Raw genomic sequence first — 15,788 nt, 5'->3', positions numbered from 1 at the left:
TAACTTCTTCCCTCAAAGACAAATGACCATTCTTGATCAGATTCTCTATCGCCTCCTCAATAATCGCTTTGAATCTCTTGCCGCAAGGAAAGTCCAGGATTTCCCATATCTCATCTAGTTTTCTCAATACTTCCAAATCATATTTCTTCTTTCTTCCGCGCCTCTTTGTGAACTTGCTTCTCTTGTTCTTCTTAGAATAACCTCTCCTAAGTTTTAGTGATGCATAGCTCCGGTTGTACTCAGTTAATTCAGTAAATTCGTCAAGGATTCTACTCTTCTCCTTCTTTCCAGCCTTCCTGTACTTCTCTGAGTATTTCTCAATCAATCCAGTCATGTCTATTCTCTTCATCTTCGCCCCTACCTCTTTCAACTTGGCATTCGCGAAGATTATCCCCTTCATCCTTACCTTTCGAGTAGTTTCATTTTTGATGCATCGTTACCCTTTTCAAGTAGATTATTTGTGATGCATATCGAAGAGTTGATTTTGCTCTTGTTATTATGCTAAACTTATTCCAGCGTGACAGAGATGATGAGAAAGTCGTGCCAGTTATGAGGTTGCGGCTTTTTTTATTTTGAGTGATCTTTCCCTGATGTTTGTTAGTCATAGTTTCGTGCAGCAGTTTCTTTCATATTCGGAACAGTGGGGTGATGTATTTGCGGCGCCGAACTCGGGAAGCGCTTACCGGCTGGGCAACTGTCTTACCAGCGTTGGTAGTTCAGGTGATATTCATTTATTTGCCACTTGTGTGGGCTTTCTATGTCTCTTTCTTTAGCTGGAACATGATTAGGCCAATGAGGTATGTAGGATTTCAGAACTATGAAAGACTTTTTTCGTCGGCCGACTTCTGGAACTCCATGAGTGTAACAGGCATCTACATTCTTGGTACGGTCATTCCTTCGGTTATCATTGGGCTCTTACTGGCAGCTCTTCTCAATATTGAATGGATAAAGGGAAGAGGAATCTTCAGGACGCTCTTCTACATTCCGGTTATCACTTCAATGGCCGCTGCTGCAGTAATATGGGGTTGGCTGTATGAGCCGAATTTCGGGTTAATTAACTATTTCCTGTCTTTCTTTGGTATAAAGAACATCAAATGGTTAAGTGATCCGAATTATTCGCTTCTTGCATTGATAATCGTCGGTGTCTGGAAGCGAATAGGTTATAACATGGTTCTCTTCCTCGCCGGGTTGCAGACTATACCAAGAAGCTACTACGAAGCGGCTGAGATAGACGGAGCTACTGCGTGGAGCAAATTCAGGAGGATCACGCTCCCTCTTTTATCGCCGACGACTCTGTTCGTTTTCATTATGCAGTTCATCGCATCGTTCAGGGTGTTCGTCTCCGTTTCTGTTATGACGAGCGGAGGACCGGCGAAGAGCACACAGGTTATTACCTATTATCTGTATGAGAATGCATTCCGTTATCTGAAATTCGGATACGCATCGGCGATTGCTGTTGTTATGTTTGCTATGATGATCATACTCACCCTGTTGCAGTTTAGGCTGAGCAAAAGGAGGGTGCATTATCAATGAGAAGAAAACCTGCCCTGCCGATAAGGCTAATTGTCTACGCAGCGATCGCTTTTGTAGCGGTAATCATCAATCTTCCTTTCTTCTGGATGCTTGTTACCTCGTTCAAAACAGAAGATGCTGCTTTTTCGATTCCGCCAAGCTTTCTGCCGACAATCTTCGACTTGCGGAATTTTGTGAAGGCTTTTGAACTCATTCCACTTGCCAGATATATTGGGAACACGCTCTTTGTAGCTCTTACTGTAATGTTCCTCCAGTTGATCTTTAACTCGCTTGCGGCTTACGGGCTAGCCAGGATAAAGTTCAGAGGAGCCAATATCGTTTTCATGATCTTGATCGGAACTCTAATGGTACCACCTGAAGTTACCATGGTTCCACTTTATGTGTTAGTCAAACAATTCGGTTTCATCGATAAGTACCTGGCGCTCATTGTTCCGTTTATGAGTTCGGCCTTTGGGATATTTCTATTGCGTCAATTCTTCATGGGTATTCCAAGAGAACTTGAAGAGGCAGCAATCATAGATGGAGCAAGCAGAATGAAGATTTTTGTGAGGATTATACTGCCGTTATCCAAGCCGGCTCTCTATACTATGGCTTTATACACATTTCTTGCACACTGGAATGAATATATGTGGCCGTTGATAGTAATTAATGATGCAAAGAAGCAGATGATTCAAGTTGGTATTTCCCAGTTTGTTAGCGGTTGGGAGACTCAGTGGACACTGCGAATGGCGGCCTCCACGACGGCTGTAATTCCGATTATAGTCATGTTCTTCTTTGTTCAAAAGCAATTTGTGGAAGGTATCAGTATTTCGGGGTTGAAAGAGTGACCCAAATTTTGAAAGGGGAGGTTTTTTTTGTGAAAAGAACATTTCTAATCGCACTTCTAGTAGTAGCCGTTGCTGCGATAGGATTCGCTGCACCGGTGAAGGTAACAATGTGGTATGCCCAGACGGGCATATACTCCCAGACACTCCTGGATATTGCAGCGGAGTTCAATGAACTGCATAAGGGAGAGATTGAGGTTGAGGCCGTTTACACGGGAAATTACCAGGATACCATGCAGAAGCTTCTTGCAGCCATGGTAGCTGGTGACGTTCCAAATCTTGCACAGATTGAGCAGGCAAGGATAGGTCAGTTTGTTGACGGAGGTGCATTCCAGGATCTCAATTACTTCATCGAAAGAGATCCAGAATTTGCTGCAACACTCGACGATTTCTGGCCGAGATTCATCCAGGCAAATACCTATGAACAGGGATTGCTTGGGTTCCCGTTGAACTGCAGCACCCCGTTGATGTACATCAACAGGGATCTCTTCAGACAGGCGGGCCTTGATCCAGACAATCCTCCAAAGACCTGGACCGAAGTCTATGCCGCCGCCAAGCAGATAAAGACGTTGGGCGAAAATATCTTCGGTTACAGATTTGGAATCGATGACTGGCTTCTCGAAGCATACATCTGGCAGTTCGGTGGGCAGATCATCTCGGAAGACGGAAGAGAAATGCTTATTTACTCTCCGGAGACAGTAGCGGCATGGAATTTCTTCCAGAAGGGAGTTAGGGAAGGAATATTCATATTCGGAGTTAGCGGCGGAAATGAATTAGACTTGTCTGGAAGAATCGCGATGGTAGTCCGTTCAACCGGTAGTCTCGGTTATCTTATACAGAACGCAAAGTTCGATCTTGGTGCAACTACGATGCCCGGTCAGGTTAAGGAAGTTGTTCCGATCGGTGGAGCCAATGTCTTTATGTTCTCCGCAAGACCTCAGGCAGAGAAGGATGCAGCTTGGGAGTTCCTGAAATTCCTCACTGCTACTGAGAATACGAAGAGATGGTCACTGGCCACGGGTTACATGACCAGCAGAATCTCTGCCTTCGAGTCTCCGGAGATTCAGAAGATCATGACAGACGATCCAAGATTTGCTCTCACTTATCAACAGCTGAGAGACAGCGCTGTTAGGAGACCTTGGTATGGACCATATCCAGAAGTACATGCAATGATAACTTCTGCCTGGGAAGATGCAATGTCTAACCCGACAAAAGACGTTGATGCAATTCTGAAGAATCTACATAAAGAAGCTCAGTACGTACTCGACGACTACTACTTTTGATCCATTGTGAACATGCTGAGGGCAGCGTTGGCTGCCCTCTTTTTTAGAGGTGATGTTATGAAGAAGTTTCTGGTAATTGTTTTCCTCGTTGCCGCCACACTTATCTTTGGTCAAGTTTTCTTTGGAAACATCCACGCACACACTTCGTATTCTGACGGTCAAGGTACTCCAGAAGAAGCCTTCGAACACGCAAGAAATTCCGGTGTTGTTGACATACAGGCAATAACCGACCATGACCACGATCTAAACTACAAATTGCCAGATGGTTCGTGGAAGCTGGATAGGATTATTGAGATGGCAAAGAAGTACACCGTGGAAGGTGAGTTCATCGCCATATCTGGCTTTGAATGGACGTTGACAAGTCGCGGTCATATAACGATCTACAACACGTCGGAATGGATTGATAGAAGCACTACAGACCTTTACGATATTTATCAGTGGATAGTGGATAGACAGGCAACTGCTCAATTCTGCCACCCTGGAAGGAATTACGGTGATTTCTTCGATTTCGAATACTTTCCCGAAGTTGATCTTTATATAAACACTATTGAAGTAGGAAACGGGGCAGGGTCCAATTCGAACAATGTGATTAAGGAAGAGTATTTCGAGAGATATCAGCGAGCACTGAATCGGGGTTGGCACGTGGGAGCCTCTGCCAATCAAGACAATCATCAAAAGCAGTGGGCTACTGTTAATGACGCAAGAACTGCGTTCATTATTGATGAGTTGACTACGGATAAGGTTTACGAAGCTCTCAAGACAAGAAACATCTACGCCACAGAAGATAGAAACGCCTACATAGCATTCGTCACTGAAGGGGCAAAGATGGGCGACATTCTGTACGACATTCATAAGGCAACTCTGCGTGTTGAGTATAGCGATCTCGGGGAACCTGTAAGAAGGGCCGCAGTATACAGCAACAATGGAGTCGTTGAACTTGACGTTTCCGGTGATGAGTGGATCATAGAACTGAACGTTGATAACCCGCTCTCATACAACTGGTACTTCGTAAAGATCGACCAAATCGATGGGAATGAAATCGTCTCTTCGCCAATTTGGTTTCAAAGCAGCACTAACAAATATCTTCTGAATGCGAGAACAATCAGTCCAAAGCCGGTGAAGGGGCTTCCATTTGAAATCGGCTTCGACCTCATCAACTCTCTTCGAGAGGATCAACTGATTTCCGTTGAAGTGAAGAGCGGAGAGAAGACTATTTTGGATAAGGACTATGAAGTCTCTTCTATGACTTGTGCGGAAATAACTGAGACTCTTGAAACGGAAGAAGCGGCCCTAGACTTCTTCGTTGACGGTGAACTTGCATTCAGAATCAACGTTGATTTCGTAAGCTTCTTAACGCACCTGGATACTTCTCACGAGAACTACTTTGTGACTGAATTGAAGCCTTTGACGCAGTTCTTTCTGGAACTCGGGGGTGAAGTGAGACCGGTAATTGGGGAGTTGACGGAGAAAACTACTTTCAGCGGTCAGGTGCTGATTCTTCCCTTGCCTGATTCAGATACTTTCATGAAGGACTTTATGGAGATCTCAGAGAAACAGATCGATTTCATTGTTGATTACGTGGAAAACGGAGGATTGCTGGTCATTGTCCTTGCAAAAAAGGAGATCACTCACTCATCTATAGAGAGCTACAAGTTGCTTTTCGAGAAACTGCCATGGGTGGTTGAACTTGAAAATGGCGGCAGGTCAGTTTCTGGAACGAGTACAGGAAATCTGGAAATCGAGAACGGCGGCGGAGTCGTAATACTTACTTGGGACGAGGCGACTGGAAAGGCCTCAATAGATGAAGGAACAAAAGGGTACATCGAGTTCAAACTGGGTCTGAGATGAAGTGAGGGATTGATTTGTCTATTTTGGAGAGTTTCACACTCGGCGAGAAGGGAAAAAGGATATTCGGAATTGTAGAGTGCCCAGCAACAGGGAAAAGCTTTCCTACGGTCCTTATGTTTCACGGATTTACAGGCGAACACATCGTGTCAACGTTCAAATTCCCTCGATTATCGAGGAGATTGGTCGAGAAGGGGATAGCTACCGTAAGATTCGACTTCAGGGGCTCAGGAGATAGCGAAGGAGAATTCAGCGAGATGTCACCGCTCACAGAGCTGAGGGATGCGGAAGAGGTCTACTCATTCGTCCGGTCACGGGAATGGTGTTCGGACAGACTGGGTGTCGTAGGCTACAGCTTAGGTGGGATGGTCGGCTCACTGTTTGCTGGCAGGCACCCTGAAATAAAAGCCCTTCTTCTCTGGTCTCCCGTCATAATGAACCAGGAGTTCTTCAACCGCAAAGATTACACTTTCGAGTCTGCCGAAGATTATAAGGACGTACTCGGATTGAAACTCGGATCTATCTTCTTCGACGACGGTCGTAGTGTCGACGCTTCGGAAGAATTGAAAAGCTATGACGGAGATCTTCTCATAGTTCACGGATCCGACGATGAATCAGTACCATATCTTCCTGTCAAGAAGTATGCCTTTGACAGAGGATTGAAGCTCCATACGGTTGAGGGAGCGAATCACAAGTATCAGAGAATTGATTGGATAGAAGAACTCTTTTCAGTTTCCTCTGAATTTCTAGCAAAGACACTTTTGTAGCGGGCGTTACTCGCCCGCTTTTCCGATTATCTGGCTCCGAATTTCTTCAAGAGCGTCGTCCACGATTCCTTCTTCTGTCCGGAAGACAAGGTTCTTATCTTGAATCTCGGGAATTACCAATCCCTGCCTAGAAAGTGCCGCAAGGATATCGATCGCCTCATGGGGATGAAGGTCGCATAATTCAAGAATACTGGAGACACTTTGTCTTGACTGCAGAAGAAGATGAAGAAGATCGAGCGATTTCCGTTCAGCCATGGCACCGGCCAGACTGGCACCGCTTCCCGTCTCAAACAGAAGACTCCTCCTGCTTATTCTGTCGACGCCTGCAAGTGAGATAATCGCATTCCTTTCGGGAACATCGATTGTAATCACCGAACCTCCGAGCGACGCCGAGATGTAGAGCCTGATTTTTTCTACTGACAACGACTTGGTTTCGATACCCAGTAGAAATGGAATGAAGCTGCTTCCGAGACTATTCAGGTTCTCATTGACGAGATTTGCTGAACTATGGATGATTTCCTCAAATCCCCGAAAAGAATCCAGCTTGCTCCTGGCATATTCAAGCAATTCGATGAAAGACCCAGCAGTTTCAGCCTGGTGTTGAAGCATCTCCAACGCTTCGTATCTATCTGAGGAAGGAAGATTAGAGATAGAAGAAACGTACCCAAGAGCACGTCTTTCATCTTCCTCGAGAGATTTCACGAAAACATCTGTGGGCTCTCCAGGACTCTCAAAATCATCGCAAAGAAACATAGAAAGGAGTCTTTCGGGCGAAGTCTTTCTGATAATCGCGACAAGATCTGAAGGAGAGGGCGAACCATCCATAAACAGGTAAGGGACTATCCTGAGACCCAGGAACCCCTCCCAGCTGAAGAACTTTCCGAGCCACTCAAGAGATTTGCGAGAGATCGAAAGTCGCGCATTGAAGACCAACTCCGAAAGCTGTTCGTATGACTCACCATCGTTATGGGCCATTTTCTCATGATTATTCACTCTGAATAAAAACAACAGGAGCTCGATGCCGCTTCCTTCAGCAACCGTTATCTCCAACGCTCAACCTCCAGGCAATGCTTGGCCATACTGTTCAGGATCAATTGTCAGCAGGGGCCACGACACGTCTACAAGACTGGTCATCTAACCCTATTCAATTATGCCTTATCTTATTGTATGGAGTCTATTGTCTGCGATTCCTTTCAGAAGAGTTGGAATAATCACCGACGACTAACCCCGTACCACATGAGAACAGGCCTCCGTTGACCGTCCAAGAGCACGGATCCGTCCTCTGATAAGATCAATCGAGAAAGAGCATTGTCGAGACGTTTGCTACGCTCACGAGAAGACGAAAGAAAAGCAAGTCACCTTCGGTGAGGCCAGTTCCGCTTCGCGGGCTAAGAGCCGCTGTGCGCTGTGAAAAGCCAAGAAGCAAAGTAGAGACTGACAGGTTCCTTATGTCCCTTTTCCGCGTGAATCGAGATTCTGACCAAAAGCATGTCAGATGACGGGATGAGGTGTATTCCGAATAACCCAAGACTGTCATCCCGTGATGCCTTTGCACGGGATCTCGAATCTAAGAGCCGCTTTTCGCTGTACTCTTGAGAGAGCCGCTGTGCGCTTAAGAGCGGAGAACCCGCTGATCGCTGGAAGAGCCGCTGTACGCTTAAGAACATGAACCCGCTGATCGCTGTAAAGACAACGTTGAACCCAACAAAAGCTTCCCCGCGAAGCTTCTGAATCCTCCCGCTGAAAGCGGCATCACTTCCCCGGACGTTTCTCCGGGCATCACTTCCTCGCGCCAGCGAGCCTCACTTCCCGACGCAGTCGGTCCCGCCTCCTGCCGAAGGCAGCCTTGCGTCCACCGATGTTCTTCGGCTCAGTATCAAAACGTTTCAAGCTGCGAGAGCTGCTTCTTGAGATAGTAACCGGTGTGACTCTGTCTATATTCCGCAACCTCTTCTGGCGTCCCGCAAACCACTATTTCTCCGCCGTGCGCCCCGCCTTCAGGTCCGAGATCTATTATGTGATCTGCATTCTTCACCACGTCAATGTTGTGCTCAACAACTACCACTGTATTGCCCATTTCGACGAGTCGCTTCAGTACTCGAACAAGCTTGGCAACGTCATCGAAGTGCAATCCGGTAGTAGGTTCATCAAGGATGTAGAAGGTCTTGCCGGTGGATTTCTTCTTCAACTCAGAGGCGAGCTTAATCCTCTGTGCCTCTCCTCCGGAAAGGGTAGTGGCCGGTTGTCCGAGGCGTACATATCCCAGACCTACATCATTCAGAAGTGAGAGAATTCTGTTCAACATTGGGATTCGCTCGAAGAAATCAGAGGCTTCCTCTACGGTCATGTTAAGAACATCAGATATCGTCTTCCCTCTGTAGCGTATCTCCAATGTCTCCTTGTTGTATCTTCTTCCCTTACATACATCGCACTCGACATAGACATCGGGGAGGAATTGCATTTCGATTTTCAACAACCCGTGGCCCTGACAGGCTTCGCATCGCCCGCCTTTCACATTGAAGGAAAAACGTCCCTTGCTGTAGCCTCTCGCTCTTGACTCTTGAGTCTTTGCAAAGAGATCCCTAACATGATCGAAAAGCCCGGAATAAGTTGCGGGGTTCGATCTTGGAGTTCTTCCGATGGGGTTCTGATCTATGACAATGACATTGTCAACTTCTTCCCATCCCTCTAGTTCCGCTAGCTTCTCACCGGTAGAGTTCGATCCTCCAAGAACACTCTTAAGTGATGGATAAACGGTATCCATTACCAGAGAGCTTTTGCCGCTCCCTGAAACACCGGTTACCGTTATGAACTTGCCTAATGGGAATGAAACATCGATGCCCTTGAGATTGTTTTTTGTGGCGTGTTTGACGGTAAGATGCTTTCCGTTTGCGTTAACGGGCACTTCGAATCTGGGAACGGAAAGCTCGCCATTAAGATACTTGCCGGTGAGAGAACGATCAGGCGGATTGCCGAGCAACGCCTGGGTGGTCCCCTGGTAGACTATCTCTCCCCCATGAACGCCCGCTCCAGGCCCTACGTCCACAATATAGTCAGAACTCCTTATGACTTCTTCATCGTGCTCCACAACTATAACAGTGTTTCCTAGATCTCTGAGATTCTTCAGAGTCTTTATAAGCCTGTCGTTGTCTCTAGAGTGCAAGCCGATTGTCGGCTCATCAAGAACATAGGTTACGCCGGTAAGCCCGGAGCCTATTTGAGTCGCGAGTCTGATTCTTTGCGATTCGCCGCCGGAAAGCGTCATAGCGTATCTAGATAGCGTGATGTAATCAAGCCCCACATCAACAAGGAATTTGAGCCGCTTCTCTATCTCTCTGAGGAGTTCCCCAACGATCTCGCGCTGATAATCAGTCAATCTGATCTCTCTCATGAAGTCGTAGATCTCCTGGATTGTCATTTCCGATAGACTGGCAATGTTCAGATTTCCTAGAGTTACGGCGAGAGCCTCGGGTCTCAAACGCTGGCCATTACATTGAGTGCAGCCTTGCTGTACCATGAAGTTGCTCTCCATCCAGTAACGCATGTCTTCAGATTGAGTTTCCTGATATCTTCTATTGAGGTTGTTTATAACTCCTTCATACGGTCTCTTCAGCTCATATGTCAGGCGATCGGAATGATACTTCATGGAGATGTCTCTGCTGGTTCCGAAAAGGATGGCTTCCTTGATGTCCTCTCGTAGATCCTTGAAAGGTTTTGCCGGGTCGTCTCCGAGAGACTCTATTACTCTCACAATCATCTTCAGGTTGAAACTGTCCCTGTTGTTGGACATCGTCTTCACCGCTCCCTTGAGAACGGTGAGGTTTTCATCAACAACAAGATCTTTCGAGAACTCCATCGTATAGCCCAAACCGTGACACTTTGGACAGGCACCGAATGGATTATTGAACGAAAAGATCTTCGGCGAAATTTCCGGCAAGCTTATACCGCAGTCAGGGCACGCGAAATTCTCGCTGAAGACCTTTCTCTCTTCTGAATCAACCAGGCCTACTTCCACAAAGCCATCGCCCTCATGAAGAGCCATTTCAATACTGTCAGCAAGTCTTGAGGCGTTTTCCGCGTCTACCCTAAGTCTATCAACGACGAGGTTTATCGTGTGCCTCTTATTCTTGTCCAGTTTCAACTCTTCCTCAAGATCATATGTCTCACCGTCAATCTCCACCCTGACGAACCCTTTCTTTCTGAGAGCTTCGAGCTCCTTCTTGAACTCTCCCTTCTTCTCGTTTGCTACGGGAGCATATATGGCTATTCTGTCCTCTTCACCGTAATCCTTCAGAACTCCCTCGACAATCTCATCGAGACTTTGCTTCTGAACCTCGCGCCCGCACGATGGGCAGTGAGGAACTCCTACTCTTGCGTAAAGCACCCTGAGATAATCATGTATCTCTGTAACCGTTCCGACTGTAGATCTGGGGTTATGACTGACGGTCTTCTGTTCAATAGCGATAGCCGGAGAAAGGCCTTCGATACTCTCGACATCCGGCTTCTTCATCTCCCCAAGAAATTGTCTTGCATATGTGGAAAGAGATTCAAGATACCTTCTCTGTCCCTCTGCATAGATAGTGTCAAGAGCCAGCGAGGATTTTCCCGAGCCGGAAAGCCCCGTAATGATTGTTAAAGAGTTCTTGGGGATAGCTACGTTTACATTCTTCAGATTGTGTACCCTGGCGCCTCTAACATATATATACCTATCCATCATTACACTCCTGTACAAGCTCTTCTAACTCATGGCAGATTTGTTCTACTTCCAACTGCTCAATACCCTCCACCATTACTCTTACGTACGATTCGGTTCCCGAAGGTCTTAGAACTATCCGCAAATCGTTTCTGGTCTTGAGTTCTTCAAGCCTGTCCTTCAGCCTTGCGTTTTCCATGATTGCCTTTTTGTCGGTAACAGGGACGTTCCGAAGCAGCTGAGGATAAACAGGAAAAGACTGAACGAACTCATCAAGTGTTTCGCCAAGTTCTTCAAGAGAATTCAGTGTTTCGAGAGAAGTTATAAGCCCGTCCCCCGTCGTGCTTCTATCTAGGAAGATGATATGTCCGGATTGCTCTCCGCCAAGGATGACTCCGGTTTTCAGCATTCTTTCCAGAACGTACTTGTCGCCTACTCTGGTTCTATCCAGCAAGATGTCTCTGGAAGTGAGATACTTCTCAAAGCCCAGATTAGACATGACCGTCGCAACGACTCTATTTCCTTTCAGCCTTCCCTGTTCGACCATCTTTCTCGAATTCAGAGCCATCAACATATCGCCGTCAATCAACTTCGAGCCAGGAAGAACGAAGAGACATCTGTCGGCATCGCCGTCGAATAGAACACCTACCTGCCCCAGACTGAGCGATTTTCCTAGGAACTCAGGAAATAGCGAACCACACTGGTCGTTTATGTTCAATCCGTTTGGATCGATCCCTCGTAACTCCGCAACTATACCTAGGCTTTCGTATACCATAGATATTACTGTAGAAATCGAGCCATTTGCGCCGTCAACAACTATCCCGTCCTTGGGAAGTCTTTGATTCTTGTAAAGACTAACCACATAATCGACGTACTCATCTTTGTAATGATCTACTTGCCTCGTCTTGCCCACTCCGGAGTAGACCGTGTAATGATACGGGGTATCGATAATCAGGTTCTCTATCTCAACCTCGTCCTCGTCCGAAATCTTCATTCCTTTGGCCAGTACCTTTATTCCATTATATACAGCGGGGTTGTGAGAAGCGGAAATAACTGCGCCTAGCGTCTGTTCCTTCTTGGTGATATATGCTAGCGCGGGAGTAGGGATAACCCCTGCAAATTCAACGTTCATACCCGCTGAGGCCGCGCCGGCAGCCATTGCGCTTTCTAGAAGGTCACCGGAGTTTCTCGTATCTTTAGCTATGATAAACCTGTTGTACTTTCCAAGGTAGTATCTTCCAATTGCGTTGCCAAGCTTCATGGCAAGTTCGGGCGTAAGCTCTTCGTTAATAACACCCCTTATCCCATCGGTTCCGAATAGCTTCTTCATCAAACCACCCCCAAATATAAACATTTCTATACCTATGGTTTAGTTTACCACAGAATCTCGTTGACAACTTAAAGTATGATCTATATAATTGCACTGTTGGAGAGATGGCCGAGCGGTCGAAGGCGTACGCCTGGAGAGCGTATGACGAGCACAACTCGTCCGTGGGTTCAAATCCCACTCTCTCCGCCAGAAAAACACCCGTCTTTCCGACGGGTTTTTCCTTAGGTAGAGCACTTTCTTCAGAACCTATCTGAAATGGAGGCGAGATGGGAGAACGATCGATAAACATAAGACTGAACAGGGCGCTTGGACAGAACTTTCTCAAATCTGCAAAGATATCCAGGAGAATCGTTGAGTCGGCCTCACTGGATCCTTCTTTGACCATAGTTGAGATTGGTGTTGGATCAGGCTCGCTCACTTCAATCTTACTGGAATTGGGGTATACCGTGATCGGTTTTGAGATCGACACGAGGTTTGTCGAGGGAAACAAAAGACTTGAAGGAGAAAAGTGCACTTTGCGATACGAGGATTTCCTCAAGGCAGATCTATCGTCGCTGCCGGAACCGGCCGCTTATGTCGCCAATATCCCGTACTACATAACCTCTCCGATTATAGAAAGAATCATGTTTGAAGGGCCGGATTTCGTCAAAGCCGTGCTAATGGTCCAGAAAGAATATGCAGACAGACTGATCGCAACACCGCGAACGAAGGAATACGGTATACTGACGGTGAACGTCAATACATTTGCAAGTGTGAGCGAGCTTTTCCAGGTTTCGCGAAAGGAGTTTATCCCTCAGCCGGAAGTCGATTCCATGGTCATTGAGCTTTCGCTCTTGGATGAACCGCCGATTGAAAGAGAAAGAAGAGATGCCTACAGAGGCTTCGTCAGGCAGTGTTTTTCTCAAAGGCGCAAGAAGCTCAAGAACAACCTGAAGGGCCTCGTAGATTCTCCCGAGAGCCTTCTAAATGCTTCCAAAATCGGGCTTGACGTTAGGGCTGAAGAACTGGATGTTGAGGACTTCGTAAGGCTCTTCAGGAACATATATCCCGAAGGTGGCGTGAACCCGAAAGTGGGCGAGTGATGGAAAGAGAGCTTTTCGAGAAGATACTGAATTCACTTATCGAGGGGATTATTGTCGTCGATTCAGACGAGACAATTGCTTTCATAAACGATGAGGCGGTCGATATTCTGGGTGTAGACGGCGAAGAAGCAGTCGGAGCTCCTGTACGGGAGACTATTCCGAACACCAGGCTTCACATAGTGCTGAAGACCGGAAAAACAGAACTGAACAGAATTCAGTATCTTGAAGAGAAGACCATAGTAACATCGAGATTCCCAATCGTTAATGCGAAGGGAGAAGTACACGCTGCTATGGCCGTCTTTCGCGACATAACGAATGTAGAGAGAATGGCCGAAGAGGTAATTAACCACAAAGAAATGGAAGTGCTTCTTACCTCGATCATAGATGCAATATATGACGCGATTTCCGTTGCGGATGAAAAGGGAAAGATTGTTCTTGTCAACAAAGCTTACACCAGGATAACCGGGATGAGCCCGGACTATGTAGTTGGAAAGATGGCCACCGTGGACATAGCAGAGGGTTCATCTCTCCATCTTGAAGTAGCCAGGACGAGAAAACCAATATACAATGCAAGACTCAAGGTAGGGCCAAACAGGAAAGAAGTGGTAGTAAACGTGACGCCGCTCTTTGTTAAGGGACAATTTCAGGGTAGCGTTGGCGTGATTCACGACATATCTGAAATCGAAAGGCTCGCCAGGGAACTGGAGGACACTCGAAGGCTTCTTCGTTACGTGAAGGCCAAGTACACCTTCGACGACATAGCGGGGTCCTCGAAACTAATGCAGGTAGCAATAGACCAGGCGCGAAAAGTATCGACAACAAGGGCGACGGTCTTGCTTAACGGCCAGAGCGGAACGGGAAAGGAGCTCTTTGCTCACGCCATTCATAATTCTAGTGAAAGGAAGGACGCAAGCTTCATAAGTGTCAACTGTGCCGCATTACCTGAAAGCCTTCTTGAATCCGAGCTGTTTGGCTATGTTGAAGGAGCTTTCACAGGTGCCCGCCGTGGTGGTAAGAAAGGTCTGCTTCAAGAGGCAGACAAAGGAACCGTCTTTCTAGATGAAGTCGCGAAAATGAGTCTTTCGGTTCAGTCCAAATTCCTGAAGTTTCTTCAGGACAAAGAGATAAAGCCTGTTGGTGGAAACGAAACGGTCAAGCTGGATGTGAGGGTCATTGCGGCGACAAATGTCAGCCTTGAGAAACTCGTTGCGGAAGGCAACTTTCTCCCCGATCTCTATTATCGCCTGAATGTCGTCCCTATTGTAATCCCCGCCTTGAAGGAACACCCCGAAGACATTCCCGAAGTAGCCAGGCTGATTGTAATGAGGTTAAATCAGGAGTATGGAAGAGTGGTAACAGCCATCGATCCGGCCGTTATCTCTATCTTTAAAAAGCACGATTGGCCGGGAAATGTTAGAGAGTTGGAGAATGTCATCGGCAGAGCCATGATAAGTATGGAGCTGGATGAGAAGGTAATAAAGGTTACTCACATAAAGGGAGTCTTTGAAAATCACGAAAAGCGTAGTCAACTCCCGGAGGGAAAACTCTCCGTGCTAATGGATGGCTATGAAAGAGAGGTCATAAAGGCTGTGCTTGACAAATGCAGCTGGAATAAAACAAAGGCCTCAAACGAACTCGGGATAAGCATAAGGAGTCTATACTATAAGCTTGAAAAACACGGTCTCGCTGACAACCAAACGGACCGATGATATACTTATCATTGGGGGCGAAACGGTTTCGACGGGGTCAATGAACTTGAAGGAGCGAGCCGAGGTCCCGGAGCCGCGTCAAAAAACCGGACAAGCAGAAATGCCAATAACGAATTTGCACTTGCTGCTTAATTAATAAGTAGCCGTCCGAATAGCTTTTTGGTCTGGTGGGCTATGAAGGGCGTCAGAAAATCGGACCTTACCCGTGGATCTGCTCCGAATTCTCGGGGACATATAGGAGCTTGGACAGTCGGACTCTGCCTGTGAAGTCTTGACTGTTGACGATGATCACAGGCTGCGCTCGGAGAGCCTGCAAGGAATTTGGTTTCGGACGCGAGTTCGACTCTCGCCGCCTCCACCAACGCAATACATCGCGTCATTTGATCATTGCACCGGTGCGAGACGATTATGGAAGTTGACTGTTTGCCCCCACACTTTTAAGAGTGTGGGGTTTCTCTTTTAAGCCGATCCTAGTCTAGTGAACTAGATTCAACTTTTACAGAAGGAATCAGAAGACCACTAAACTGAAGTTCCCCGACAGAGAATGAATGAAAGACTTTCTCAGAGAGGAAAAAGACACATGAACGTAGTGAGAGTGTAGACAGTGAATAGTCAATTTGTAATTGACTTTGCTCTTTTCTTTGTGCTATCATTCTGTTATGAATAGCAAACCTAAAGGCCTTTATTTAGCTAAGATTGCGAGTAAGTACAAGGACAGAGAA

Annotated in this window: 10 protein-coding genes, 1 tRNA gene, 1 other RNA gene and 1 pseudogene; 9 read left to right on the top strand and 4 right to left on the bottom strand. The window is 46.7% G+C overall.

The genetic code is table 11. From position 1 onward, the window contains the following. Window positions 1–400: pseudogene (locus RJ60_RS06470) on the bottom strand (hypothetical protein); the annotation flags it as partial. Between the two features lie 320 nt (window positions 401–720). Here RJ60_RS06470 and RJ60_RS06465 point away from each other — a divergent pair. The 5 genes from RJ60_RS06465 to RJ60_RS06445 are packed head-to-tail and all read left to right on the top strand — an operon-like array spanning window position 721 to window position 6,252. After that, window positions 721–1,533 (top strand): carbohydrate ABC transporter permease, encoded by an 813-nt coding sequence (locus RJ60_RS06465; protein ID WP_180979919.1) that lies wholly within the window; start codon window positions 721–723, stop codon window positions 1,531–1,533. Then, window positions 1,530–2,360, top strand: coding sequence for a carbohydrate ABC transporter permease (locus RJ60_RS06460; protein ID WP_099829463.1), 831 nt, complete (start codon window positions 1,530–1,532; stop codon window positions 2,358–2,360). The genes RJ60_RS06465 and RJ60_RS06460 overlap by 4 nt, the downstream gene beginning before the upstream one ends. A 29-nt stretch (window positions 2,361–2,389) precedes the next feature. Then, window positions 2,390–3,640 (top strand): ABC transporter substrate-binding protein, encoded by a 1,251-nt coding sequence (locus RJ60_RS06455; protein WP_099829462.1) that lies wholly within the window; start codon window positions 2,390–2,392, stop codon window positions 3,638–3,640. Window positions 3,641–3,697: 57 nt separating this feature from the next. Next, window positions 3,698–5,488 (top strand): CehA/McbA family metallohydrolase, encoded by a 1,791-nt coding sequence (locus RJ60_RS06450; RefSeq protein WP_099829461.1) that lies wholly within the window; start codon window positions 3,698–3,700, stop codon window positions 5,486–5,488. Window positions 5,489–5,502: 14 nt separating this feature from the next. Further along, window positions 5,503–6,252, top strand: coding sequence for a S9 family peptidase (locus tag RJ60_RS06445; RefSeq protein ID WP_099829460.1), 750 nt, complete (start codon window positions 5,503–5,505; stop codon window positions 6,250–6,252). A 6-nt stretch (window positions 6,253–6,258) separates the two neighbouring features. On the opposite strand, the gene RJ60_RS06440 is transcribed toward RJ60_RS06445, so the two are convergent. The 3 genes from RJ60_RS06440 to RJ60_RS06430 form a co-directional block, all read right to left on the bottom strand. Further along, window positions 6,259–7,302 (bottom strand): hypothetical protein, encoded by a 1,044-nt coding sequence (locus RJ60_RS06440; protein WP_099829459.1) that lies wholly within the window; start codon window positions 7,300–7,302, stop codon window positions 6,259–6,261. 826 nt (window positions 7,303–8,128) lie between these two features. Next, a complete protein-coding gene (gene uvrA, locus RJ60_RS06435) occupies window positions 8,129–10,966 on the bottom strand; it encodes an excinuclease ABC subunit UvrA (protein WP_099829458.1) in 2,838 nt (945 codons plus the stop codon). Then, window positions 10,959–12,275: a phosphoglucosamine mutase gene (locus RJ60_RS06430; RefSeq protein ID WP_099829457.1), complete on the bottom strand. Its 1,317-nt coding sequence runs from the start codon at window positions 12,273–12,275 to the stop codon at window positions 10,959–10,961. The genes uvrA and RJ60_RS06430 overlap by 8 nt, the downstream gene beginning before the upstream one ends. Before the next feature lie 98 nt (window positions 12,276–12,373). Here RJ60_RS06430 and RJ60_RS06425 point away from each other — a divergent pair. The 4 genes from RJ60_RS06425 (at window position 12,374) to ssrA (ending at window position 15,427) form a co-directional block, all read left to right on the top strand. Beyond that, window positions 12,374–12,464 (top strand) — tRNA-Ser (locus RJ60_RS06425). Window positions 12,465–12,541: 77 nt separating this feature from the next. Continuing rightward, window positions 12,542–13,357, top strand: a complete 816-nt coding sequence (gene rsmA, locus RJ60_RS06420; protein WP_099829456.1) for a 16S rRNA (adenine(1518)-N(6)/adenine(1519)-N(6))-dimethyltransferase RsmA — start codon at window positions 12,542–12,544, stop codon at window positions 13,355–13,357. Beyond that, complete coding sequence (locus RJ60_RS06415) at window positions 13,357–15,066, top strand: sigma-54-dependent Fis family transcriptional regulator (protein WP_099829455.1); 1,710 nt, start codon at window positions 13,357–13,359, stop codon at window positions 15,064–15,066. The genes rsmA and RJ60_RS06415 overlap by 1 nt, the downstream gene beginning before the upstream one ends. Before the next feature lie 13 nt (window positions 15,067–15,079). Next, window positions 15,080–15,427, top strand: a transfer-messenger RNA (tmRNA) gene (gene ssrA / locus RJ60_RS06410). Window positions 15,428–15,788: the final 361 nt, after the last annotated feature.

The sequence above is a fragment of the Mesotoga sp. B105.6.4 genome, assembly GCF_002896535.1.
Lineage (GTDB): Bacteria > Thermotogota > Thermotogae > Petrotogales > Kosmotogaceae > Mesotoga.
This window is presented reverse-complemented; position numbering and strand designations above follow the sequence as displayed.

Bases quoted from the DNA above. Each gene is read 5' to 3' on its own strand.
- RJ60_RS06460 (WP_099829463.1), top strand. From the start codon at position 1,530: ATGAGAAGAAAACCTGCCCTGCCGATAAGGCTAATTGTCTACGCAGCG.
- uvrA (WP_099829458.1), bottom strand. From the start codon at position 10,966: ATGGATAGGTATATATATGTTAGAGGCGCCAGGGTACACAATCTGAAG.
- RJ60_RS06430 (WP_099829457.1), bottom strand. From the start codon at position 12,275: ATGAAGAAGCTATTCGGAACCGATGGGATAAGGGGTGTTATTAACGAA.
- rsmA (WP_099829456.1), top strand. From the start codon at position 12,542: ATGGGAGAACGATCGATAAACATAAGACTGAACAGGGCGCTTGGACAG.
- RJ60_RS06415 (WP_099829455.1), top strand. From the start codon at position 13,357: ATGGAAAGAGAGCTTTTCGAGAAGATACTGAATTCACTTATCGAGGGG.
- RJ60_RS06450 (WP_099829461.1), top strand. From the start codon at position 3,698: ATGAAGAAGTTTCTGGTAATTGTTTTCCTCGTTGCCGCCACACTTATC.